The sequence below is a fragment of the Bradyrhizobium sp. MI1.3 genome, from assembly GCF_055811695.1.
Genome location: NZ_JBVVPQ010000010.1, coordinates 112,083 through 136,244 on the forward strand (window position 1 = coordinate 112,083; position 24,162 = coordinate 136,244).

Consider the following 24,162-nt stretch of genomic DNA (forward strand, 5'->3'; position numbering starts at 1 on the left):
CGCTGTTCGCATTTATCCTAGTCTTTGGCGAAAACGTCCAAGCCGCATCCTGCGGTTGACGTTACGCAAGGACGATGTTCGATATTCCCGCATTTCGTTCCAACGTTTTCTCCGCGTCGAAGGCGGCGATTGACCGGCCCGTCTCCTCCGCCTGGCCCCGGATCGCGATCTCTCTCTCGCGCGCGAGCCATAGGCAGATTGCATCGTCCGGCCGATGACAATCCTCCACGCAAATCGATTTTCGTCCCTCGTCGGCGAGATCTACGACGCGGCGGTCGATCCCGCGTTGCGCAGCGGGGTGCTGGAACAGGTTTCGCATTTCGTCGGTGGATGTGCCGCGACCATCCTGTCCAGGGACAGAGCCCGGCTCTCGATCGAGATCCACGAGCATTTTGGCACCGAATCCCGCTTCCGCCAGCTTTATCGCGACCGATACGTGGAGCTGGACCCTCTGCTCGATCGTCATCTCTCGCTCGCGGCGGAGCAGACGATCGGCGTAGCCGACATCATGCCTCAGGCGGATTTCCTGGCAACGAGCTTCTATCGCGAGTGGGTCGAACCACAAGGAGCGATTGACCTTGCAACCGTCGCGCTCGAGAAGTCGGAGACACGCACCACGATCCTGCAGGTGTTGCGCCACCGCTCGCGCGGACTCGTTGACGAGCCGATGCGCGAGCGCATGCGGCTGCTCGCTCCGCACCTCCAGCGTTCCAGAATCATGGGCCGGCAGATCAGGGCACGCTCGCATACCGTGGACGACCTTGCCGATGTCCTCGATGGGCTGAGCACGGCGATCTGCCTGCTCGACGCAGATGGCCGGGTCGTGCATGCCAACGCAGCATCCCGCGGGCTGTTCGCCGATGCCAGCCTGCTCGCAATGGTCGGTGACCGGATCGTGGCCCGCAACACCCAGACGGACAAAATATTCCGCGGCCTGTGCGAAATCGATGCGGGCAACGAAACTCGTTGCGCTGCCCGCCGTCAGGTCGAGCTTGCGACATCAGTTGATGGGCAGCACTATCTGCTCCACGCTTTTCCCTTGAAGCGCGATCGCACTCCATCGCGAGATGCTGCAGCCACGGTGCTGTTCGTTCAGAAGGCATCGGCGGCGACATGGCTCGCAGCCGATGCGATCGCTGCGGCCTTCAGGCTGACACCGTCCGAATTGCGCGTATTGATGGCAATTATCGAGATTGGCGGCGTTCCCGACATTGCGGCAAAGCTCGGCATCGCCGAAACGACCGTGAAGACGCATCTCGGTCGCCTGTTCGAGAAGACTGGCGCCGGCAGGCAGGCCGACTTGGTCAAGATTGCCACCGGCTTTGCCGTTCCATTCGCGCGTCGCACGAACGACGGTGACGATGCCTTGTGATTTATTTCACATGGTTCGCCGGCTATGTGCCGCAATCTCAATCCATTGTGATGAGCCGAGCTCCGGTGTCCTCCGAATGCAGGACGCGAGTCATTTGAGACTTTCGTATATCGCGTTCTAGAAAAGTGAAGAGCAGCGAGCGCCGGCGAAGAGATGCCGCGACGGCGTCGAACGCGAGTGTGAGGAAACGACAGCGCGCGGCCGGACCTGCTCGTCGGTTGGAGGATTGCAGTGACCCAGTTTGATTTTTCCGTTATCAATGTTTCAACGAACGAAATTCCCGAAAACGAGCGTATCCCGCTGCTTCGCGATTTCTACTGTCGCGGGGTGTTGAAGGCGGAGGTCGAGGTGAGGGAAGGAAAGCCGTTCGCGGCGAGCTTCACGTCCCACGTCTTGCCGGAAGCCCAATTGCTGATCGGAGGATTGTGCGGAGCGCGGATCATTCGCACCAAGCACCTGATTGCCGATGGCGATGATAGTCTGGCCCTGATCGTGAATCGATCCGGCGTGCTTGGGATATCCGAGCGAGGGCACGATCTGAGCCTCCGTGCCGGAGAGGCTGTCCTGACGAGCGCGGAGGACGTCACGACGTTCGAGCGATTGTCGCTGGGTAGCTGTTTCTCGCTGCGTGTGCCGAGACGCGTGCTGGCGCCGATGATCGTGGATGTCGATGACGCCGTGATGCGGGTCATGCCGGAGAGTTCAACGGGACTTCGGCTGCTGGTCGATTACGCGGTGACGCTGGTGCGGGAGAAGGCATTCGCGATGCCCAATTTGCGCAAGCTCGGGGTCGGGCATCTGCACGATCTTCTGGCAATCGTACTCGGTGCCACCAATGAGCCGCGGGAGATGGCCGGTCGGCGCGGCCTAAAGGCGGCACGGCTGCAGAAGGCCAAAGTCTCCATCGCCAACAATTGCTGGCGGCAGGACCTGTCGGTTGCCACGGTCGCCCAGGAGCTCGGCGTGACGCCGCGTTATCTCCAACGCCTGTTCGAGGCCGACGGCAAGACGTTCTCGTCGTTCCTGATCGAACAACGCGTCAAGCGTGCGCATCGCATGTTGCGCGAGCCCGGATACGCCGAGCGGACGGTGAGCTCGATCGCCTACGATGTCGGCTTCGGCGATCTCTCCTATTTCAACCGCTGCTTCCGGCGGACTTATGGCGCCACGCCCAGTGACGTCAGGAGCGGCGAGATGTCGTGACCGCGCGCGGCTGAATTTCAGGTCAAATGCCGATGGAGATGGCACGGGCGTGCGCCGCCCGCAGTTGGAGTATTGCATGCGTCGTTTTTTCTTTGATCTTATCGTCGGCAATATCGTGAAGATCGATCCGGGCGGCATGGTGTTCGAATGCCCCGAAGCGACGCTCGTGGTGGCCAACGAGATGGCAAGCCACCTGTTCGTCTGGCGCGACGATTTGCGCGACCGCGATGCCTGCATCCGGGTCAGAGACGCCGTCGGGCGCGAGATCTATCGTGCCGCGGTGTGGTCGGAGAATGCGGACAAGGTCGGTTGGGATCAGGCGTGAGCGCCGCGGTGCTGTATCGCGACTCTGCATCAGTAGCGCCCGAAACGGATGTCCGTTCGTTGCCCGGCCGGCGCCTCCTCCGATCGGAGGATGCCGCATAGTGCGGTTGTGGTATGCTTGGTGATATTGATCACATAGGCCATTTATAGCCATGCACGGACCGCGGAAGCTGCCCGATCTCGTCGAAGCCATCTACGATGCCGGACTCGATCCTTCGCTGTGGAACAATGTCGTCACCGGCATTCGTGACTTCGTCGGCGGCCAGGCCTGCGGACTGTTTTCCAAGGATTCCATCAGCAAATTCGGCGTCACGCACTATTATTGCGGGGCTGACCCGCACTACATCCAGCTCTATTCCGCGACGCATTCGAAGTGCGACCCGCTGACAGTCCTGCCGCCGCACGGCCAGATCGTCAGCATTCCGGATCTCGTCAATTTCGATGAATACCGGGGTGGACGCTTTTACCAGGAATGGATGCGGCCGCAGGGTTGCAGCGATGCGGCCAACGTCGTGCTCGAGAATTCGAATGCGAGCTGCCCCGTGATGATGACGGTGCTGTCGGGCCGCCGGATGGTGGATCCGGTGATGAAGCACCGCCTCTCGCTGATCGTGCCGCACGCCAGCCGTGCGTTGCTGATCAACCGTGCCATGACCTCGCAACTGACGTTGGCGACGGCGTTGGCGGAGGTCCTGGACAATCTTGCCTGCGGCATCTTCCTGCTTGATCGCTTCTGCCGGCTGGTGCACGCGAATTCCGCGGGGCACGACTTGCTTGCGGCCGACGATCTGGTTCGGTCCGTTGCCGGGCAACTGGTGACCGGCAGTGCGGAGGCCAATCAGACGCTGCGGGAAGCGTTCGCGACCCGCAATGAAATTGCCCAGCTTGCCGCGAAGGGGCAGGCGTTTTCGCTGCTTTCGCCCTCGGGCGAGCGCTACGTCGCGCACATCCTGCCGCTCTCCTCGGTCCTGCGGCACGGCAGCGAGCGGGTGGTCGATGCCGTCGGTGCGCTGCTCCTGCGCAAGGTATCGCTCGGCGGACAGTCCTACGGCGAATTGATCGCGCGGACTTTCGACCTTACACCGGCCGAGCTGCGCGTCTTCCTGTCGATCGTCGAGGTTGGCGGCGTCCCGGAGACGGCGGTCGCGCTCGGTATCGCAGAAACGACGGCGAAGACGCATCTGCATCGCGTGTTCGCCAAGACGGGCGTTTCGCGTCAGGCCGATCTCGTCAAGCTCGCGGCAGGATTCTCCAATCCGCTGGTCAACTAGGCGGCTCATTGCGCCCTCAGGATTGAACCTTTCCCTCCCTCGCCAGACTCACAGAAGCCGCCGGGCATGAAGAACATGTCGCCATCTCCATGTGTCACCATTGGCTCTTCCGATGCCCCGACTTCCAAAACCGTCCGAGTTGATTGAGACTATCTATGACGCAGGTCTCCACCCGGAGTTGTGGAGCGAGGTCGTTGTCAAGCTCAATGCCTTCATCGGCAGCCAGGCCTGTGGTCTGATTTCGAAGGACCCGGTCAGCAAATCAGGCGCGACGCATTATTATTGCGGGGTCGATCCGCACTACATTCAGCTCTATGCGGAGACCTACTCCCGGTACGACCCGCTTGCTCGGCTTCCGCGCTATGGCGAGGTGCGCAACATCCCCGATCTCGTGGATTTCGACGAATATCGCCGCGGCCGCTTCTACCAGGAATGGCTGCGCCCCCAGGGCTGCGTCGACGTCGCCAACGTGGTGCTGGAGCAGTCGGAGTCGCCGTCTCCGATGCTGATGACCGTGATCCCGGGCAGGGAGATGCTCGACACCGAGCAACGGGCGCGGATGCAGTTCCTGGCTCCGCATGCGAGCCGGGCGTTGCTGATCAACCGGGCAATCGAGCGGAAGCAGCAGCGCGCGATCGCGCTCGCCGACGTCGTGGACCAACTGAATGCCGGTGTCATCCTGCTCGATTCGACCTGTCATATCGTCCACAGCAATCCGGCCGCGGCGACGATCCTGGCCGTCGACGATGTCCTGCGGTCTGTCTCGGGCCGGCTGGTGGCAAGATCCTCCGCTGCTAATTCGGCCCTGCGCGATATTTTCCGTGACACAAGCGAGGTCGCGTTGGCGGCATCTTCGGGACGGAAAATTCCGCTGATGTCGCATGACGGTTCTTACTACGTCGCGCAAATCATCGCGCTGCCATCACTGCTGCGCGAGGGTAGGGCCGAGCGCAGTTCGGCCGTCGGAGCCTTGGTCATCTGGAAAGCGGAGCTCGACGGCCGCTCGTGTGCCGGTCTCATTGACCGGACCTTCGAACTCACGCCTGCGGAACTGAGGGTCTTGCAGTCGATCGTCGATGTCGGCGGCGTGCCGGAGACGGCGGTTGCGCTCGGTATCGCGGAGACGACGGTGAAGACGCATCTGCATCGCGTGTTCGCCAAGACCGGCGTTTCTCGTCAGGCCGATCTCGTCAAGCTCGCAGCTGGATTCTCCAATCCGCTCGTGCACTGAGACGCCTTCAAAAACACACGCGAGTCGCTGCAGCTCGCAATAGGTTCAATCAGAAGCATCATTAGAAAGTTATCGCACGTCGTTCGATCGAATGACGCGATTTTCCACGCGCTATTCTACTGAACATCACACGGTCTGTTGTTCGACGCGTCAGGCATTTGTGTGAAGCAACTCACTGTAGGCGGAAGTGGATCCCGTCAATCTCTCGAACAGGTTGAGAGGAGATTGTCATGCGAACGACGTCACCGGTTCTGACAGGCAGGTTCCGCGATATCGTCGCCCGCATAGGCGCGATACTCCGCGCGCAGCGGGAAATCGACGCGCAGCGCGTGTTGCAACGCTATCGCCACCTGCTGGACCAGCCGCACGAAGCGCCGTGTTTGAATGAAATCATTCCCGTCTCCCGCGAAGAGGATACTTTTGAAAATGCCAACGGAGTTGATCCGCGCGAGCGCACGACCGGCCATCCCAAATTCGAGCGTGCGTAACGTCAGCATCGTCGCCATTGCGCTGACCGCGGCGCTCGTTGCTCTCCAACTGGTCGGCCTCGCGATGCTGGAGCGATCGCACGCTTACGCGCATCCGTCGGTTCCACTCGTGCCGGTCGTTTGCACCGAGAGCGCCGATATCCCTGTCTCGCAAATTCCCTACGACTGACCGGAGGGCGAATTGTGCCTGATGTCACGACTCTGATGCTGCTCAGCGTTGCCGTGTTCGCCGGTGCCTTCGTCTCCGGGCTCTCAGGTTTTGCCTTCTCGGCTGTGGCCGGCGCTATTTTGCTCCGAGTATTTCAGCCGCTTGAAGCCGTGCCGCTGATGATGGCGTGCAGCATCGGCGTGCAGGCGACCAATCTGTGGGCGCTTCGGCGCAATATCCGCTGGGAAGGCAGTCTGCTGCTGATCGTCGGTGGCTTGATCGGCGTTCCCATCGCGGTATCGCTGCTCCAGAGCACAGATACGCATCTGCTCCGGCGCGGCTTCGGCATTATCGTTGCACTCTATGCGGCCTACATGCTGCTGCGGCCGACGCTGGTGACGGCCGGCGAGGCGGTCGGGCGGCACTGGGTCGCGTTGATCGGGTTCGGGGGAGGGCTGGTCGGCGGGCTGACCGCGATGCCCGGCGCCATCCCGACGATCTGGTGCGACATGCGCGGCATGCCCAAGAGCGAGCAGCGCGGCCTGGTGCAGCCGTTCATCGCCGCGATGCAGCTGTTCGCGATCGCGCTGCTGGTCGGACATCAGGACCTGTCGTCGAAAGTCTTCGTCGATCTCGCGGTCAGCCTGCCGGCGCTGTTCGCAGGCTCCGCGCTCGGCGTGATCGCCTTTCACCGAGTCAACGAGACGGTCTTTCGGAAGACCGTGCTCGTTCTGTTGTTGCTGTCGGGGATTTCCCTGATCTAGTGCCCGGCGCCCTGAACCGGTGCCGCGCTGATGTCGCTGCCGTGATGGACCAGCGGCTTCATGCCGGTAACGGTCCGCAGCAGCACATAGAACACCGGCGTCAGGAACAGGCCGAACACGGTGACGCCGATCATGCCGGAGAACACGGCAACGCCCATGGCGCGCCGCATCTCCGAGCCGGCACCGGTCGAGAGCACCAGCGGCAGCACGCCCATGATGAACGCCATCGAGGTCATCAGGATTGGACGAAGCCGTAAGCGGCTCGCCTCGATCGCAGCCCGGATCGGCGTGCGTCCCGCAAATTCGAGCTCGCGCGCGAATTCGACGATCAGGATCGCGTTCTTGGCCGAGAGGCCCACCAGCACGATCAAGCCGATCTGGGTGAAGACGTTGTTGTCGCCCTTGGAGATCCAGACGCCGAACATCGCAGCCAGCAGGCCCATCGGCACGATCATGATGATCGAGAGCGGCAGGGTCAGGCTCTCATAGAGCGCGGCCAGCACCAAGAACACCAGGAGGATCGCCAGCGGGAACACCCACAGTCCGGAATTGCCGGCGATGAACTCCTGATAGGTCAAGTCGGTCCATTCGAAGGCAAAGCCGGGCGGTAGCGTTTCCGCCGCGATCCGCGTCGCGACCTCCTGCGCCTGACCGGAGGAGAAGCCGGGCGCAGCCGCCGCGTTGATGTCGGAGGACAGGAAGCCGTTGTAGCGGATCGCGCGCTCGGGACCTGCGCTCTGGCGAACGCTCAACAGCGCCGAGAGCGGCACCATGTCGCCCGAGGCCGAGCGCACCTTCAACTGCCGGATGTCGTCGGCGCGGGCGCGGAACGGCGCGTCGGCCTGCACCCGGACCGAATAGGTGCGGCCAAACTTGTTGAAGTCGTTGACGTAGTAGGAGCCCAGGTAGATCTGCAGCGTGTTGAACACCTCCGTCACGGGCACGCCCAATTGGAGCGCCTTGGTGCGGTCGATGTCGGCGAACAGCTGGGGCACGTTGACCTGGAAGCTCGAGAACACGCCGGCGATCTCCGGCGCCTTCTGCATCGCCGCCATGAACGCCTTGGTCGCCTCGTTCAGCGCCTCATAGCCGAGACCGGCACGGTCCTCGATCTGCAGCTTGAAGCCGCCGATGGTGCCGAGGCCGTTGACCGGCGGCGGCGGGAACATGGCGATGAAGGCTTCCTGGATGCCGGCATATTTCTTGTTCAGCTCGGCCGCGAGCGCGGGGCCGCTGAGCGAAGGATCCTTGCGCTCGTCGAACGGCTTGAGCGTGGAGAACACGATGCCAGCATTGGAGGAGTTGGTGAAGCCGGCGATGGACAGGCCCGGAAAGGCGACCGAACTCTCGACACCGGGCTGGGTCAGCGCGATGTCGCTCATCTTGCGGATCACCTCTTCAGTGCGATCGAGCGCTGCACCGTCAGGCAGCCGCGAGAAGCCGACCAGATATTGCTTGTCCTGGCCCGGCACGAAGCCACTCGGCACCTGCTGGAACAGGAGCGCGGTCACGCCGACCAACACCACATAGAGCCCCATCACCGCAGCCTTGCCCGAGATCACCTTGGTGACGGTGCCGCTGTAATTCTCTGACGAGCGTGTGAACACCTTGTTGAATCCGCGGAAGAACCAGCCGAGGCCCTTTTCCATGATGATCGTCAGCCGGTCCTTAGGCTCATTGTGTCCCTTGAGCAGCAGCGCCGACAGGGCCGGCGACAGCGTCAGCGAATTGATGGCGGAGATCACGGTCGAGATCGCGATCGTCAGCGCGAACTGCTTGTAGAACTGCCCGGTGAGACCGGAGATGAAGGCGAGGGGCACGAAGACCGCGATCAGCACCATCGCGATCGCGATGATCGGGCCGGAAACCTCACGCATCGCCTGATAGGTCGCATCGCGCGGCGACAGCCCGCCCTCGATATTGCGCTCGACGTTCTCGACCACGACGATGGCGTCGTCGACCACGATACCGATCGCGAGCACGAGCCCGAACAGGCTGAGCGCGTTGATCGAGAAGCCGAACACGTGCATCACCGCGAACGTGCCGACGATCGATACCGGCACCGCAAGCAGGGGAATGATCGAAGCGCGCCAGGTCTGCAGGAACAGGATCACCACCAGCACCACCAGCGCGATCGCCTCCAGCAGCGTGTGGATGACGGCCTCGATCGAGGAGCGCACGAACTGGGTGGGATCGTAGACGATCTGGTAGGATACGCCTTCCGGCATGTTCTTCTTGATCTCGGCCATGGTGGCACGGACGTGATCGGAGATCTCCAGCGCATTGGAGCCGGGCGCCTGGAAGATCGGGATCGCCACCGCCTGCTTGTTGTCGAGCAGCGAGCGCAGGCCGTATTCGGACGCGCCGAGCTCGATGCGGGCGACGTCGCGCAAGCGCACGACTTCGCCACGCGTACCGGTCTTGACCACGATGTCGCCGAATTGCTCTTCGTTCGCGAGCCGCCCTTCCGCATTGACGGACAGCTGCAGGTCGATGCCCTTGACGTTCGGGGAGGAGCCGACCACGCCGGCAGCGGCCTCGACGTTCTGCGCCTGGATTGCCTTGACGATGTCGCTCGCAGTCAGTCCGTGTTCGGCGGCCTTCTGCGGATCGACCCAGACCCGCATCGAATAGTCGCCGGCGCCATAGAGCTGGACATCGCCGACGCCGTCGATCCGTGCAAGGCGGTCCTTGACGTTGAGCACGGCGTAATTGCGCAAATAGGTCATGTCGTAGCGCCCGTTGGGCGACAACAGATGCACGACCATGGTGAGGTCGGGCGACGACTTCTTGGTGATGATGCCGAGCTGGCGCACCACAGCGGGCAGGCGCGGCTCGGCCTGCTGCACGCGGTTCTGCACCAGCTGCGTCGCCTTATCGGGGTCGGTGCCGAGCCGGAACGTCACCGTCAGCGTCATCGCGCCGTCGGTGGTGGCCTGGCTCGACATGTAGAGCATGCCTTCGACGCCGTTGATCTGCTCCTCGATGGGAGTCGCCACCGTCTCGGCGATCACCTTGGGATTGGCGCCGGGATAGGTCGCGCGCACGAGGACGGAGGGCGGCACGACGTCGGGATATTCCGAGATCGGCATCGCGAACAGCGAGATCAGGCCGGCGAGGAAGATCAGGACCGACAAGACGCCGGCAAAAATCGGACGATCAATGAAGAACTTCGAGAGATTCATGGCTTTGCCCCTGCGCGAGAGACAGCTCTCCCGTCATTCCCGGGCGCGGGCAAAGCCCGCAAACCTGGAAATCCAGAAGTGATGTCTTGGTAGTTCAACCAATTCGACAATCCGGCTCGCGCTGCCCGCGCGTTCCGGCATGGCGGAGACGCTAACGCTGCACGACGTCCTGATTACTGTGGTTGGAGGCCTGCTGCGGCCCGCGCGCGCCCATTGCCGCGATCTCCGTCTTAAGCAGGGCGCCCGGGCGCACGCGCTGGAGGCCGTTAACGACGATGCGGTCGCCGGACTTCAGGCCCGCGGTGACGATGCGCAAGCCATCGACCGCGCCCCCGAGCGTGATCGGCCGATAGACCGCGCGGCTGTCGTCGCCGACCGCCATCACGAACTTCTTGTCCTGGTCGGTGCCGATCGCGCGCTCGTCGATCATGACCAGCGCCTGCTGCTTTGGCTGGCCCATGCGCACGCGGGCGAACTGACCGGGGATGAGACGCCCGTCCTCGTTTCTGAACACCGCGCGGACACGGATGGTGCCGCTCTGGCCGTTGACCTGGTTGTCGATGAGCTGGATGTGGCCCTTGGCCGAGAGGCCGCCTGAGGTCGTCATCTCCACCGGGATCTGGTCGAGATTGCCGCGCTTGCCGGTGCTATCTGCGATCGAGTTCAGCGCCCGCAGCACCACCTCCTCATCCGCATCGAACGACGCGTAGATCGGATTGACCGAGACCAGCGAGGTCAGCACGGGGGAGGCGGTGCCGGCGGCGACGAGATTGCCGACGGTGATCTCGATCTTGCCGACGCGGCCGTCCACGGGCGCGCGCACCTCGGTGTAGTCGAGATTGAGCTTTGCGGTCTGGAGCGTCGCCTCGGCCGCCTTCACGTTGGCGATGGCCTCGCGGTAGGCATTGTCGCGCTGGTCGTAGTCGCGCCGCGTCACCACGGCGTTGCCGACCAGCTGCGCGCCGCGCTCGAGCTCGCTCTGCGTGAACACCACGCGCGCTTTCGCCGCTTCGACCTGGGCGGCGGCCTTGTCGACCTCGGCCGCGTAAGGCGCCGGATCGATCTTGAACAGAACGTCACCGGCCTTCACCAGCGCGCCTTCGGTGAAGTTGGCCGACAGGATCGCGCCAGCCACGCGCGGGCGAAGCTCGACGCGTTGGATCGCCTCGAGCCGGCCGGAGAAATCGTCCCACAGCACCGTCTGCTTTGGTTCGATCAGCGCGACAGTGACAGGGACGGCTTGCTCGGCCGCGGCGGTCGCGGTCGCCTGCGCGGCACGAAAGTAATGGCCGGTCGCGATCGAGCCGGCTACGACGAGAGCGCCCACGATGGCGACACCGCCGAGAAGGCGGCGGACACGGCCAGGGCGAGAGGTATTTTGGGAGGGGGGCATTTGCGCGCTCCAGATATGTAGTGTTCACTACAGATGTGGAGCTGGATACCGCAGCGCAAGATACTTATGTACCGTTCACTAAGAAAATTGTAGCCGCTTACCGCAAGAGTTGGCAAGCGGAAGAGAAAATAAAGCGAGAACAAATAGATAGGATCAGGCGTTAGGTCAGGGACGACGCCGATTTCGAGGAGAACAGGCACATGGGCATGGGACGCCCCCGCGAATTCGACGCCGAAACGGCGTTGGATCAGGCGATGGAAGTGTTTTGGCGCCATGGCTATGAGGGTGCCACGATCGCTCAGTTGACCGAGGCTATGGGCATCAATCCGCCCAGCCTCTATGCCTGTTTCGGCAACAAGGAAGGGCTGCTGAAGGCCGCGCTCGACCGCTATACAAAACTGCGCAACGTCTGGATGGACGAGGTGGTGGCCGCGCCCACAGCCCGCGACGTCGCCGAACGGATGCTGATGGGCATCGCCGACAAGCAGACCGATCCGGCCAACCCGCCCGGCTGCCTGCTCGTGCAGGGCGGCATTGCGTGCGGCACCGGATCAGAGAGCGTCCCCTTCGAGCTCGCCGCCCGCCGCGCGGAGAACGAGGACCAGCTTCGCGACCGTTTCATCCGCGCCAAGGCCGAAGGCGATCTCAAGCCGACCTCGGATCCCGCGGCACTCGCGCGCTACGTCTCGGCCGTCTCGGTCGGCATGGGCGTGATGGCGTCCTCAGGCTCCGATCGCGAGGCATTGCAGCAGGTCGCGAGCGTGGCCGTGCAGGCGGTCGAGGCACAGTCGGCCGACAGAACTTAATCGCCCTCGATCAGCTCGCCATTACTTTGCAGCCAACAACGGCGGCGGGACGAAGCCGCCGAACTCGCGTTCGATCAGTCCGGCGAGCGCAATCGTCGTGCGATCCTCGAGATAAGGCCCGATGATCTGGACGCCGATTGGCAGGCCCGATGGCGTGCGCTCGATCGGAACGGCCGTTGCAGGCAGTCCGCAGGTCGAAGCGGGGTCTGCCCAGATGAAGCACGCATCGGCATAGGGATAGAGCTGTCCATCGATATCGAGTTGCCGCGCGTCGAACGGCTCGGACTGGTCCTGTGGAAAGGCCGGCACGGCGGCGGCCGGGTAGATCACTGCGTCGAAATCGCGGAACAGCTCCTGCCACCGTTGTTGCAGCCGCAAGCGCGTCGCATCGGTCGCGAGCCATTCGCGATGGATCATGCCCCAGCCGCGCGCGCGCGCGGCCTGCAGGCTGCGGTCGTCGGGCGAGAGTGCCGCGGCAACGCCTTGCGCCTCTGCGAAGGCGGCCGGTGTCAGGCGTGGACTTCGCGCCGCGTTCAACAGCTTCATGTAGAGCCGCGCGGATTCGGCGAGATCGGGCAGTGACGCACTCGAGCGCGCGACCCGTGCGCCTGATCGTTCGAGCCGTTCCGACAGCCGCCCGATGGCGGAACGCACGGCATCGCCCGTTGGCATCAACGGATGCGTATCGATCACGAGGATCCTGAAATCCCTGAGCTGGTCGTGTCGCGGGGCCGGCAGCGCAAGACGATAGCCGATCCCGTCGCGCGTCTCATCCGGCCCCGCGATCACGTCGAGCGCGAGTGCGAGATCCGAGGCGGTGCGCGTCATCGGCCCGACGACAGCCAGATCGCCCTGGCCAGGCACGGGCGGCGCCGGCGGCAGGTTGTATCCGCGCAGCGGGACCAGGCCGTGGCTCGGCTTGTGTCCGAACACACCGCAGAAATGTGCGGGCACCCGGATCGAGCCCCCGATATCCGAGCCGATCGAGAGCGGACCGAATCCCGCAGCCAGCGCCGCGCCCGATCCGCCTGAAGAGCCGCCGGGCGATCGGCCGAGATCCCACGGATTGTTCGTCGTCCCGTAGATCTCGTTGTAGCTCTGGAAATCCCGCAGACCGATCGGGATATTGGTCTTGCCGATGATGACAGCACCCGCCGCCTTCAACCGCGAGACGACAAGGGCGTCCTCCGCCGGTTGGAAATCTTTGAAATGCGGAAAGCCCCATGTCGTCGGCAGGCCGGCGACGTTGAACGGTTCTTTCAACGTCACGGGGATGCCGAGCAATGGCTGCCGCTCGCCGCGGCCAAGCGCGGCATCGGCGGCGCGCGCGGCGTCTCGTGCGTGATCGAAATCGCGAACGATGACGGCATTGATCCGCCCGTCCAGCGCCTCGATGCGCGCGATCGTATGCTCGATCAACTCCGACGCAGAAATGTTGCGCGCGTGTAGGGCGCTCAGCAATGTGCTGATCGAACCATAGTCCCGGTCAGCGGCGGTCGATCCGGGCGGCATCACGATCTCCATTGTCTTGCATCGCCGCGTCGATGTCGCTCGGCTGCAAATCGATCCGAGTATCGAGCATGCAATTTGGCAGATGGGATGAGGAGGCCGCGCAACGGGAACCAGATCTGTCCGCCGGTCGGGGGCCGAAGGCGGCGCCCGGCCATCAGATCGCGGGATACGCACTTCTTGCCCCGCTCTATGCGCGATCGATGGGCTCTGTACGCGCTGCTACTCACGTGGCATTGGGGGCGGTGAAGCCTGGATACTGACGAGCATGTTCGCCCTGACATTCCTTGGGACCTCCGCCAGCGTTCCGTCGGCGGAGCGCAACCATCCGGCTCTCCTGGTGGGGGCGGCGGGCAAGCGCGTCCTCATCGATTGCGGCGAGGGTACGCAGCGCCAGTTGCTGCGCAGCGGCGCGGGCTTTCGACGGCTTGACCGCATCCTGCTGACGCATGCCCATCTCGATCACGTGCTCGGCATCCCCGGTCTCTTCTCGACGCTGGGGTTGCGCCAGCAATCGGACGTGATGACCGTCCATGGAGGGCAGGGCACGCTCGACATCGTCACCCGCATGCTTGCCGGCCTGTGGGGCGCGGGCAGGGCGCCGATCCCCGTGGAGTTCGCACCGCTAGCCGAAGGACAGGTTATCGACGCCGGCGACTTCACCATCGACTGCTTTCCGGTTCGCCACCGCGACACCGACAGCTTTGGTTTTTGCTTCCAGAGTCCCGCACGTCGCCATCTTGAGCGGGAGCGCCTCGCCGAACTCGGTGTTCCCGATGGGCCGCTACGTGGAGAACTGGCCGCGGGACGACCAGTCGTGATCGCCGGCCGTACGATCGATTCGGAAGACGTTCTGGGGCCGCCGAGCGGCGGCAGGAAGCTCGTGGTCATCGGCGACACCGAAACTACCGACGGGCTGTCCGAACATGTCGCCAACGCCGATCTGCTGGTGATCGAGGCGACCTTCCTCGATCGAGACGCCGCGACCGCACGGGATTATGGCCATCTCACCGCACGCGAGGCGGCTTCATTTGCCGCTGCGAACAATGTCGGGCAACTCGTTTGCGCTCTATTTGAGCGGCCGCTAAATCACGATGCGATCGAAGTCGGCGGCGATCCGCGTGTTCGGAAAAATCATGGTCGCTTCGGCCAAAATCTCTTCGTCCCGATAACGCCCCGACATGTGATTCAGCACCTCTGACGATCTGATTGTGAGCTGCCTATCTGGAGTGGCTGGGGAACTAGGATTCGAACCTAGACAAACAGAGTCAGAGTCTGTTGTGCTACCGTTACACCATTCCCCAACGGAATAGACGAACAAATTCAATGACTTGTTGATTTGTCCGGCTGCGGCCGATGGCGCTTATCGCGCAAATCACGGCTCAGGCGTGGAGGGTTTCTACCCGCTCGGCTGTGGGCTGGCAAGCGCTGCGAGGCAGGGTGTTTTGCGGTCCACTTGGGGCGTGCGGGCCGTGGGATCGCGGACTCCGGCGGCGCGCCCCGGCGGCGCGCGACCGTTTGCCTCATCCGAAATCACGCTTCCTGGTCGGATCGTCAGGCGCCGCATCGTCCTTCGGACACACACACCAAGGAGATCCGTGATGCCCTATGTCGATGGTTTCGTGCTGGCCGTGCCGAAGGACAAGATCGAGGCTTACAAGGCGCTGGCGAAAACGGCCTGCGCGATCTGGATGGAGCACGGTGCGCTCGATTACGTCGAATGCATCGGCGACGACGTGCCCTATGGCGAGCTCACCTCGTTTCCGCGTGCCGTGATGGCGAAGGAGAACGAGATCGTGGTGTTTTCCTGGATCGTCTATCGCGACCGGGAGACTCGCGACGCCGTCAACAAGAAGGTGATGGCGGACCGGCGGCTGAAGTTGGACGGCATGCCGTTCGACGGCAAACGCATGATCTATGGCGGCTTCACGACGCTGCTGAGGGCGAGCGACCCCGTGTGGTGAGGGCGCTGACCAGGCCCACACGTCGCTGCTTGTCAATGCAGCCTCGTGGCAAGCCGTCACTTGCCGATATAGCCTTTACGTCAAGGCCGGCCATCTCGTGCACGACCTCAACATCGGCGGCAGTCATCAGATCGTCCGCTCGGAGCGCAAGATGCCGTCGGCCGCGACCGAGGCAGCCCGGTGTCGCATTGCGTGACGCCGTTCGAATTCGAAGGACGGCTCTCGCGCGTCACCGTCACCATGCACGACGACCAGAAGCTCGACGGCGACGCCGTCGGCAACGCGCAGATGGCGCGGCAGTGAACGCGCGAAAGAGCTACTTGATCTTGTCGTAGGCCGCCGCGAAATCGCCGAGCGGCATCGGGATCGCGATCGTTTCCTTGGCCATGTTCTGGAAGGAGACCTTGAGCTGTTTGCCCGACCGCAAGGTCGCAAGCAGGTCCGGTGCGATCGGCGTCGAGGCGTAGCAGCCGCGGTTCTCGCAGGTCTGGATTGGGAGATCGACCGTCTTGCCGTCGTCGACCTGGAGCTTGGCGCCGATGGGAAGGTTGAGGCCGAGCGGCAATTGCAGCAGCGCCACCGGTGTGCGGGTGTCGGGCGCGATGCGGATGTTGATCAGGACGATGGTCTGGCCGGTCTTGGTCAGGACCGCGTTCTGCTCCATCGCGCATTCGAGCGGTGCGTCGCGGCTGACGCTGGTGCAGCGCACGACCCAGCCGGGCTGCTGCGCCGGAGCGCCGTCAGCCTGCGGTTGCGCCGGAGCCGGTGCGGGCTGTGCCGCCGGGGCAGAGGGAGCCGCGTTCTTCTTGGCGCCTTGCTGGGCATGCGCGGCACCCGCCGACAACAGGACAGCGGCGATAAGGGCGACAAGTCTGGATTGCATGGGCATGGCAAAACCGCGTTGACGTGAAGCGAGGGCCTCGCTGTAACGTCGTGAGGCGCGCGGTGCAAGCTGCTACTACTCGGCAGCTTCCTTAACGGTGCCGTGCTCGACCGTCTCGTCGCCTTCGCCGTCACCCTTACGGCCCCAGCCCGAGAACCAGTTGTTGAGCTCGTCGAGATAGAGATAGACGACCGGGGTGGTGAACAGCGTCAGCGCCTGGCTGACGATCAGACCGCCGACCATGGCGTAGCCGAGCGGCTGGCGAATCTCGGCGCCGGTGCCGTGGCCGAGCATCAGCGGCACGCCGCCGAGCAGGGCAGCCATCGTTGTCATCATGATCGGACGGAAGCGCAACAGCGCCGCCTGCCGGATCGATTCGGCCGGCGTCTTGTGCTCGTCGCGCTCTGCGGCGATGGCGAAGTCCACCATCATGATGCCGTTCTTCTTCACGATGCCGATCAGCAGAATGACTCCGATCAGAGCAATGAGGCTGAACTCGAAACCGGCCGCCATCAGGATCGCGAGCGCGCCGACGCCGGCCGAGGGCAGGGTCGACAGAATCGTGATCGGATGGATGTAGCTCTCGTAGAGGATGCCGAGGATCAGATAGACCACGACCAGCGCGGCGAGGATGAGGAGCGGCACGGTGCCCAGCGACTGCTGGAACGCCTGTGCCGTGCCCTGGAAGCTCGAATTGAGCGTCGGCGGCGCGCCGAGATCGGCCATCGCCTTCTGCACGGCCTCCGTGGCCTGACCGAGCGCGACGCCCTGGGCGAGGTTGAAGCTGATCGTGATCGCCGGGAACTGGCCCTGGTGGCTGATCGAGAGCGGGCGGACCGGATCGGTGCTCCAGGTCGCAAATGTCGACAGCGGCACCTGGTCACCGGTCAGCGGAGATTTCAGGTAGAGCTTGTTCAGGCTCTCGAGGCTGCCCTGCATCTCCGGCAGGATCTCGAGGATCACCTTGTAGGTGTTGAGCTGGGTAAAATACTGCGTGACCTGACGCTGTCCGAAGGCATCGTACAGCGTGTCGTCGATCAGCTGCGGCTGGATTCCGTAACGCGCTGCGGTATCACGATTGATCTTGAGCTGAACCGTGGTGCCCTGGGTTTGCTGGTCTGTCGCGACGTCGCGCAGTTGCGGCAAGGTCTGCATCTTGGCGAGGATCTTCGGCGCCCAGTCGTTGAGCTCGGTGAGATCGGCGTCCTGTAGAGTGAACTCGAACTGCGTACGCGTCGGGCGGCCGCCGAGCCGAACGTCCTGAGCCGCCTGCATGTAAAGGCGGGCGCCGGACACCTTCTCGAGCTTGGGACGCAGCCGGGCGATGATCTGCTGCGCGGAGGCTTCGCGTTCGTTGCGCGGCTTCAGCGTGATGAACATGTTGCCGTTGTTGCCGGCGCGGCCGCTGCCGCCGATGTTCATCGCGATGGATGCGATGTCGGGATCGTCCATCACGATCTTGCCGAGCTCGACCTGGCGGCGCTGCATCTCCGCGAACGAGATGTCCTGGGAGGCTTCCGAGGTCGCGGTGATCAGGCCGACGTCCTGTTGCGGGAAGAACCCTTTCGGGATCAGCACGAACAGATAGACCGACAGGGCGAGAGTCGCGAAGAAGATCGTGAGCGTGGTGCGGCGCCAGGCCAGGGCATGGTCGAGCACCCATTCGTAGCCGCGCAACATCGCATCGAAGCCGCGCTCGCTCCACTGGTAGAATTTGCCGTGGGTGACCTCGCCATGGGCGCGTAGGAAGCGTGAGGCCATCATCGGCGTCAGGGTCAACGACACGAACATCGAGACGAAGATCGTCATCGCCAGCACGACGGCGAATTCGCGGAACAGGCGCCCGATGATCCCGCCCATCAGCAGCAGCGGAATCAGCACCGCGACCAGCGAGATGCTGATCGACACGATGGTGAAGCCGATTTCCTTCGAGCCCTTGAAGGCCGCCGCCATCGGCGATTCGCCTTCCTCGATGTAGCGCGTGATGTTCTCCAGCATCACGATGGCGTCGTCGACGACGAATCCGACCGCGATGGTGAGCGCCATCAGCGACAGATTGTCGAGCGAATAGCCGAACACCCACATCAGCGCGCAGGCGCCCAGCAGCGCCAGCGGCACCGTGATGGTGGGAATGACGGTCGCCCAGAAGCTGCGCAGGAAGATGAAGATGACCATGACCACCAGCGCAATGGTCAGCAGCAGCGTGAACTGGACGTCTTCGACCGCGGCGCGGATTGTGGTGGTGCGGTCGCTGATGACCTCGATCTTGATCGCGGGCGGGATCGCTGCGACGAGGCGAGGCAATGTCGCCTTGATCCGGTCGACGGTCTCGATGACGTTGGCGCCGGGCTGCTTGAACACCACCAGGAACACGCCGCGTTTGCCGTTGGCCCAGGCCGCCTGCTTGGCGTCCTCGGGGCCGCTGACCGCCTGGCCGATGTCGCGGATCCGCAACGGACCGCCGTTGCGATAGGCGATGATGACGTCGTTCCAGTCCTTGGACTGGGTCAGCTGGTCGTTGGCGTAGATCGTGTAGGCGCGTTTGTCGCCGTCGATGTTGCCCTTCGGACTGTCGACCGTGGTGATCGCGATCTGGCTGCGCACGTCCTCCATCGACAGGCCCTTGGCGACGAGTTTCGCCGGGTCGATCTGGATGCGGATAGACGGCTTCTGCTGGCCGCCGATGAAGACCTGCGCCACGCCGGAAAGCTGGCTGATCTGCTGGGCGAGCTGGGCATCGACCGCGTCGCTGACGCTGGTCAGCGGCATTGTCTCGGAGGTTGCCGACAACAGCAGGATCGGCGCGTCGGCCGGGTTGACCTTGCGGTAGGTCGGCGGCGAGGGCAGGTTCTTCGGCAGCTGACCGCTCGCGGCGTTGATGGCGCCCTGCACGTCGTTGGCGGCGCCGTCGATGCTGCGGTTGAGGTCGAACTGGATGGTGATCGACGCGGTGCCCAGATAGCTCGTCGAGGTCATCTGGGCGATGCCGGGAATCTGGGCGAATTGCCGTTCGAGCGGCTGGGCCACCGACGAGGCCATGGTCTCCGGGCTGCCGCCCGGCAGATTGGCGGTGATCTGGATGGTCGGGAAGTCCACCTGCGGCAGGGGCGCGACGGGCAGCAGGGGATAGGCGACGAGACCGACGAAGAGAATGCCGGCCATCAGCAGCGAGGTGCCGATGGGATAACGGATGAAAGGTGCCGAAATCCCGCCCGCGTTCATTCCCGTCGAACCTTGTTCTGGGCCGGATCCGTACTCGCCACGGCCGTGGAGACGAGGCTTCCGGGCTGGACTTTGAATTGGCCGCCGGTGATCACCTGCTGTCCGGGCGTGAGCCCTTCGTCGACGACCGAACGTCCGTCGATGGCGTAGCTGACCTTGATCTTGTGCACCTCAGCCTTGTTGTCCTGATTGACAGTATAAGCGTAGAGGCCGTTGGTGGAGTGCTGGACCGCGTCATCCGGGACAACGGTCGCATCCTTCAGGGTGCGCACCAGCAGGCGCGTCGACACCGATTGACCGGGCCAAAGCGCGTGGTCCTTGTTCTCGAACACCGCCTTGAGTCGGATCGTGCCGCTGCTCGTGTCGACCTGGTTGTTGATGACCGCGAGCTTGCCCTCGGCCAGCGTCTTCTTGCCGTCGGTGGTGAAGGCGATCACCCTGAGCGCGCCAGTTTTCTGGCCCTCGCTGATATAGGGCAACTGATCTTCCGGCGCGGTGAAGATCACCGAGATCGGCTCGACCTGCGAGATCGTGACGATGCCGGTCTGCGTCGAGGAATTGACGATGTTGCCGACGTCGACCTGGCGCAGGCCCGCGACGCCGGTGATCGGCGCCTTGACCTGGGTGTAGTCGAGCTGCGTCTGCGCGTTGGAGATCGAAGCTTCGTCGGCGGCGATCTGCGCGGTGAGCTGGGCGACCGTGGAGCGCTGGGTGTCGACCCGCTGTGCGGTGGCGAATTCGCCGAGTTTCATGGCGCGCTGGAGCTCGAGATTGGCGTTGGCCAGATTTGCCTCGTCCTGGGCCTTCTTGGCCTTGGCCTGGTCGAGCGTGGCCTGATAGGGGCGGGGATCGATCGAGGCGAGGAGTTCGCCCTCCTTGACGATCTGGCCTTCGGTGAAGGCGATCTTGTCGATCTGGCCGTCCACCCTGGTCCGGACTTGGACGGTGTTGAAGCCCGCAACCGTGCCGAGACCGGTCAGGTAAACCGGAAAGTCCACCTTCTGGACCGGCGAAACGCTCACGGGGACGGCGGGCGGGCGCTGCGGCCCCTTCTGTGCGGTCTGGGCTTTTCCGGCGTCGGGCGAGCCGAATTTCTGCCAACCATAGTAACCCGCGGAGGCCACGGCCGCGACGATCAGAATCCAGAGGATCGGCCGGGACTTTTTCATTTCGTCTCGTGTCGGCTGGTATGCCCTGAGTTACGAATTTTGGGGCAATCATAGGGTTCCAGCGCGCTTGTATAATACACGCCAAGTTCCAGTGTAAACAGCACTAACGGCTGAGAATCCTAAACAATTGGAAAGCTTTGCACTGCTTAGGCAGCTCCGTGTCACTACGGTGTGCAGTGCTGCATTCCCCCGCGACGAACGATCCGCGAGTAAATCTTGTGCAATGCTCGGAAGCGGTGTGCGCGGGATAGGGATGCGCTGCGCGGGGCGGCTCGCAAGAACGGTTCTAAGTCGCGCGGAGGCCGTTTCGGTTGTCAGGCAAACCGGCATCAGTCATATCGGCGCGCCACAACGGGAGCGCAGCATGGACGAACTGAACGGCAAGCTGATCGCGTGTCAAATCCTGATCACGGGACTGATCGCACGCGTCGCCAACGAGCAGCGTGATCCCTTGCGCTTTCTCACCGACTTCCGCGACGAGATCAGAGCCGTCGTCGGCGGCGTCAACATTGCCGGCATGGACAACAGCGATCGCGTGCGCGCCGTGGCGCAGAAGACCGTCGACGAATTGTTCTCGCTGATGAAGCCGCCAAGTAGCGATTGACGATGCGCGCGCGACCGCCGATCTCGCGGCATTTTCGTGCGCTCTTTAGAACGAATCCAATCGTGCTTTAGAACGATTTCAAACTGCAGTTTAGAATCGCTTTGATCTGGACTTATTCAAGGGTTCTCGCGGCTTACTCGCATTGACCCGCTATTTTGCGGTCGATACCAACACTCCAATCGCTCGTCGAAGTGAATGGGCGAACAGGAATATGGGGCGTGTTGGTAATGGGGCAGGTGGTCGCACCGAAGTCGTTGCGTTCGGTCGCAGCATTCGATGAGAAGTTGACGAGCGTTTCCGGCAAGAAGGTCTCCGCAGTCGCCGGCCTGATCGCAGCAGCATCGGTGTCGAGCGGTGCCGAGGCGCAGCAGTCGAACCTGCCGCCGGTAACGGTCGATGCGCCGGTCGCGCGTCCGCGCCCGGTGGCTTCGAAGCCGACGGCGGACCAGGTCCGCGCGCGCAATGCGCTTCGCCGCACCGCGCAGCGTCAGCAGGCGGCGCAGCAGACCGCTCCCACCACGCCGTCCGGCGAAGTCGACCGTAATCCGTATTCCGATCCGGCGGCGCCCTACAAGGTTGACCACGTCCAGGCCTCCGGCAAGTTTCCGGAGCCGATGCTGAACACGCCGAAGACCATCACCGTGCTCAGCAAGGAAGTGCTCGAGGACAAGAACGCCACGACGCTGAAGGAGATCGGGCGCTCGACCGCCGGCGTGACGCTGGGATCTGGGGAAGGCGGCAACGCGTTCGGGGATCGCTTCTTCATCCGCGGCTTCGATGCGCGCAACGACGTCTTCATCGACGGTATCCGCGATCCCGCGGTCTCGATCCGCGAGAACTTCTTCACCGAGCAGATTGAGATTCTGCGTGGGCCGGCCTCGTCCTACGCCGGCCGCGGCACCGCCGGCGGTGCCATCAACATCGTTACCAAGCAGGCTGGCGACGTCAATTTCAAGCGAATGGACACCGAGTTCGGCACCGACCGGACCAAGCGGGTCACGCTCGACGTCAACCAGGTCATCGATCCCACGTTCTCGGTGCGCGCCGGCGGCCTGTTCCAGGACGCCAACGTCGCCGGCCGCGATTACGTCACCGACAATCGCTGGGGTTCGTTCATCTCGACCAGGTATACCCCGACCAACGACATCAAGATCACGACGAACTACGTCCACACCGACCTCAGCGGCTATCCTGATTTCGGCGTGCCCTACTACAAGCAGGGCAACGTCCCAGTGACGTCGGCGGGCATTCCGCGTGGCAACTGGTACGGCTTCCTCAACCGCGACTTCCAGACCGCGCGGCAAGATTTCGGCACCGGCACGATCGAGTACAAGGTCAACGAGGCCATCACGCTGAGCAGCAAGGTGCGCGGCGAGCACTCGCTGCTGAATTATATCGGCACGCTGCCGCAGAACCCGGTTACGACGAGCCCCAATCCGCTGCTCTGGACGACGACGGCGAGCGCGCAGAGCCGCTACCAGAACGTGGACGTGTGGGCCAACCAGAACGAGGCCACCTTCAAGCTCGACACCGGCGGGGTCAAGCACACGGCGGTGTTCGGCGTCGAATATTCGAACGAGAATATCTCGATCGACCGTTACACCGGCCTCTCGTCGGAACTGTTCGGCGGCGGCTCGACCAGCAGCGGGGCGGTCACGGGGGTGAACCTTTACTCGCCGCAGTACACCTACATTCCCTTCAGCAACACGCCGTCGCTGGTTGGAAATCCGACGCGCTATGGCGTCAACACCAGCAGCGTCTACGTCATGGACACCGCGAACTGGCAGGACACGATCATCGTCAATGGTGGCGTGCGCTACGATGGCTACAGCCAGAGTTCGTCGACCAACGCGGACCATCTCAAGCAGAACGCCGATCTCGTCAATTACAACGTCGGCCTGGTCTACAAGCCGATGTCGATCGGCAGCCTCTATGCGGCCTATGCGACCTCCGCCAATCCGTTCGGATCGGAGCTTGATGCGACCGCCACCGATTACGGCGGCATTCCTGCCAACACGGCTATCTTGCTCGGGCCGGAGCGCAATAAGGCAGCCGAGCTCGGCACCAAATGGGAGCTAGCTGATCGCCATTTGCTGGTCAGCGCCGCGCTGTTCCAGACCACGAAGGACAATGCGCGCGAAACCGTCAGCGGCCTGCTGACTTCGGGCGCTGCCTACAGGATCCAGGGCATCGATATCGAGGCCGAAGGCAAGATCACCGATCGCTGGAGCATCTTCGGCGGCCTGGTGTTGATGCAATCGAAGGTCACGCAGAGCGGTGTCGCCTCAAATCTCGGCCTGCAGCTTGCCAACGTGGCTCATCAATCGTTCAGCATGCTGACCAAGTACAAGTTCGACGACGGCTGGGAGCTGGGCGGTCAGGCGGTGTACCGTTCGAAGGTGTATGGCGGCACGTTCGCCGCCAACACCGGCAACGAGCTGCCGAGCTACTGGCGCTTCGACGCGTTCGTCGAGAAGAAGATCGACAAGAACTGGACGATGAAGTTCTACGCCCAGAATCTCACCAACAAGCTCTACTACGACACGCTCTATCGCAGCGCGGTTCCCTTCGTCGCGGTCGCGCCGGGGCGGGCGTTCTACCTCATCACGACGGCGAAGTTCTGATC

At 63.3% G+C, this 24,162-nt stretch carries 20 protein-coding genes and 1 tRNA gene; 13 read left to right on the plus strand and 8 right to left on the minus strand.

Annotation, left to right across the window (positions count from 1 at the left end; genetic code table 11):
- Nucleotides 1–61: 61 nt before the first annotated feature.
- Nucleotides 62–466, minus strand: coding sequence for a hypothetical protein (locus AC0L3A_RS09945; protein WP_473254266.1), 405 nt, complete (start codon nucleotides 464–466; stop codon nucleotides 62–64).
- Between AC0L3A_RS09945 and AC0L3A_RS09950 the strand changes: the two genes are divergently transcribed.
- The 8 genes from AC0L3A_RS09950 to AC0L3A_RS09985 all read left to right on the plus strand — a co-directional run bounded on the left by AC0L3A_RS09950 (nucleotide 437) and on the right by AC0L3A_RS09985 (nucleotide 6,801).
- Nucleotides 437–1,372 carry a helix-turn-helix transcriptional regulator gene (locus tag AC0L3A_RS09950; RefSeq protein ID WP_473254267.1) on the plus strand — a complete coding sequence of 312 codons (936 nt, stop codon included), beginning with the start codon at nucleotides 437–439 and terminating at the stop codon, nucleotides 1,370–1,372. The two genes, AC0L3A_RS09945 and AC0L3A_RS09950, sit on opposite strands and share 30 nt — an antisense overlap.
- 231 nt (nucleotides 1,373–1,603) lie before the next feature.
- Complete coding sequence (locus AC0L3A_RS09955; protein WP_219684629.1) at nucleotides 1,604–2,575, plus strand: helix-turn-helix transcriptional regulator; 972 nt, start codon at nucleotides 1,604–1,606, stop codon at nucleotides 2,573–2,575.
- Nucleotides 2,576–2,651: 76 nt separating this feature from the next.
- On the plus strand, nucleotides 2,652–2,900 hold the full coding sequence (locus AC0L3A_RS09960; protein WP_354127885.1) for a DUF6894 family protein: 249 nt from the start codon (nucleotides 2,652–2,654) through the stop codon (nucleotides 2,898–2,900).
- 151 nt (nucleotides 2,901–3,051) lie between these two features.
- Nucleotides 3,052–4,170: a helix-turn-helix transcriptional regulator gene (locus AC0L3A_RS09965; protein WP_473254268.1), complete on the plus strand. Its 1,119-nt coding sequence runs from the start codon at nucleotides 3,052–3,054 to the stop codon at nucleotides 4,168–4,170.
- Nucleotides 4,171–4,282: 112 nt separating this feature from the next.
- Nucleotides 4,283–5,401, plus strand: a complete 1,119-nt coding sequence (locus tag AC0L3A_RS09970; protein ID WP_473254269.1) for a helix-turn-helix transcriptional regulator — start codon at nucleotides 4,283–4,285, stop codon at nucleotides 5,399–5,401.
- A gap of 230 nt (nucleotides 5,402–5,631) precedes the next feature.
- Nucleotides 5,632–5,889 (plus strand): hypothetical protein, encoded by a 258-nt coding sequence (locus tag AC0L3A_RS09975; RefSeq protein WP_007592378.1) that lies wholly within the window; start codon nucleotides 5,632–5,634, stop codon nucleotides 5,887–5,889.
- On the plus strand, nucleotides 5,882–6,058 hold the full coding sequence (locus AC0L3A_RS09980) for a hypothetical protein (RefSeq protein WP_354127888.1): 177 nt from the start codon (nucleotides 5,882–5,884) through the stop codon (nucleotides 6,056–6,058). The genes AC0L3A_RS09975 and AC0L3A_RS09980 overlap by 8 nt, the downstream gene beginning before the upstream one ends.
- A 14-nt stretch (nucleotides 6,059–6,072) precedes the next feature.
- The gene (locus AC0L3A_RS09985) at nucleotides 6,073–6,801 is read left to right on the plus strand and encodes a sulfite exporter TauE/SafE family protein (RefSeq protein WP_007592375.1); all 729 of its coding nucleotides are present in this window, start codon (nucleotides 6,073–6,075) and stop codon (nucleotides 6,799–6,801) included.
- On the opposite strand, the gene AC0L3A_RS09990 is transcribed toward AC0L3A_RS09985, so the two are convergent.
- Both AC0L3A_RS09990 and AC0L3A_RS09995 read right to left on the minus strand, forming a co-directional pair.
- On the minus strand, nucleotides 6,798–9,986 hold the full coding sequence (locus AC0L3A_RS09990) for an efflux RND transporter permease subunit (protein WP_473254270.1): 3,189 nt from the start codon (nucleotides 9,984–9,986) through the stop codon (nucleotides 6,798–6,800). The genes AC0L3A_RS09985 and AC0L3A_RS09990 overlap by 4 nt on opposite strands.
- Before the next feature lie 151 nt (nucleotides 9,987–10,137).
- A complete protein-coding gene (locus AC0L3A_RS09995) occupies nucleotides 10,138–11,379 on the minus strand; it encodes an efflux RND transporter periplasmic adaptor subunit (RefSeq protein ID WP_473254271.1) in 1,242 nt (413 codons plus the stop codon).
- 200 nt (nucleotides 11,380–11,579) lie between these two features.
- Between AC0L3A_RS09995 and AC0L3A_RS10000 the strand changes: the two genes are divergently transcribed.
- Entirely contained in the window at nucleotides 11,580–12,185 is a 606-nt protein-coding gene (locus AC0L3A_RS10000) for a TetR/AcrR family transcriptional regulator (RefSeq protein WP_007592368.1), read from the plus strand.
- A 21-nt stretch (nucleotides 12,186–12,206) separates the two neighbouring features.
- Here AC0L3A_RS10000 and AC0L3A_RS10005 read toward each other — a convergent pair whose 3' ends face one another.
- The gene (locus AC0L3A_RS10005) at nucleotides 12,207–13,697 is read right to left on the minus strand and encodes an amidase (RefSeq protein ID WP_473254272.1); all 1,491 of its coding nucleotides are present in this window, start codon (nucleotides 13,695–13,697) and stop codon (nucleotides 12,207–12,209) included.
- 265 nt (nucleotides 13,698–13,962) lie between these two features.
- Here AC0L3A_RS10005 and AC0L3A_RS10010 point away from each other — a divergent pair, with 265 nt between their 5' ends.
- On the plus strand, nucleotides 13,963–14,895 hold the full coding sequence (locus tag AC0L3A_RS10010) for an MBL fold metallo-hydrolase (RefSeq protein ID WP_473254273.1): 933 nt from the start codon (nucleotides 13,963–13,965) through the stop codon (nucleotides 14,893–14,895).
- A 29-nt stretch (nucleotides 14,896–14,924) separates the two neighbouring features.
- Here AC0L3A_RS10010 and AC0L3A_RS10015 read toward each other — a convergent pair.
- Nucleotides 14,925–14,998, minus strand: a tRNA-Gln gene (locus tag AC0L3A_RS10015).
- A 297-nt stretch (nucleotides 14,999–15,295) separates the two neighbouring features.
- Between AC0L3A_RS10015 and AC0L3A_RS10020 the strand changes: the two genes are divergently transcribed.
- Nucleotides 15,296–15,658 (plus strand): DUF1428 domain-containing protein, encoded by a 363-nt coding sequence (locus tag AC0L3A_RS10020; RefSeq protein WP_473254274.1) that lies wholly within the window; start codon nucleotides 15,296–15,298, stop codon nucleotides 15,656–15,658.
- A 316-nt stretch (nucleotides 15,659–15,974) separates the two neighbouring features.
- On the opposite strand, the gene AC0L3A_RS10025 is transcribed toward AC0L3A_RS10020, so the two are convergent.
- The 3 genes from AC0L3A_RS10025 to AC0L3A_RS10035 all read right to left on the minus strand — a co-directional run bounded on the left by AC0L3A_RS10025 (nucleotide 15,975) and on the right by AC0L3A_RS10035 (nucleotide 20,932).
- Nucleotides 15,975–16,547 (minus strand): invasion associated locus B family protein, encoded by a 573-nt coding sequence (locus tag AC0L3A_RS10025; protein ID WP_473254275.1) that lies wholly within the window; start codon nucleotides 16,545–16,547, stop codon nucleotides 15,975–15,977.
- 69 nt (nucleotides 16,548–16,616) lie between these two features.
- Entirely contained in the window at nucleotides 16,617–19,763 is a 3,147-nt protein-coding gene (locus AC0L3A_RS10030; protein WP_007592357.1) for a multidrug efflux RND transporter permease subunit, read from the minus strand.
- Entirely contained in the window at nucleotides 19,760–20,932 is a 1,173-nt protein-coding gene (locus AC0L3A_RS10035; protein ID WP_473254276.1) for an efflux RND transporter periplasmic adaptor subunit, read from the minus strand. The genes AC0L3A_RS10030 and AC0L3A_RS10035 overlap by 4 nt, the downstream gene beginning before the upstream one ends.
- A 364-nt stretch (nucleotides 20,933–21,296) precedes the next feature.
- Between AC0L3A_RS10035 and AC0L3A_RS10040 the strand changes: the two genes are divergently transcribed.
- Nucleotides 21,297–21,536 carry a hypothetical protein gene (locus tag AC0L3A_RS10040; protein WP_007592354.1) on the plus strand — a complete coding sequence of 80 codons (240 nt, stop codon included), beginning with the start codon at nucleotides 21,297–21,299 and terminating at the stop codon, nucleotides 21,534–21,536.
- 227 nt (nucleotides 21,537–21,763) lie between these two features.
- Complete coding sequence (locus AC0L3A_RS10045; RefSeq protein ID WP_473254290.1) at nucleotides 21,764–24,160, plus strand: TonB-dependent receptor; 2,397 nt, start codon at nucleotides 21,764–21,766, stop codon at nucleotides 24,158–24,160.
- Nucleotides 24,161–24,162: the final 2 nt, after the last annotated feature.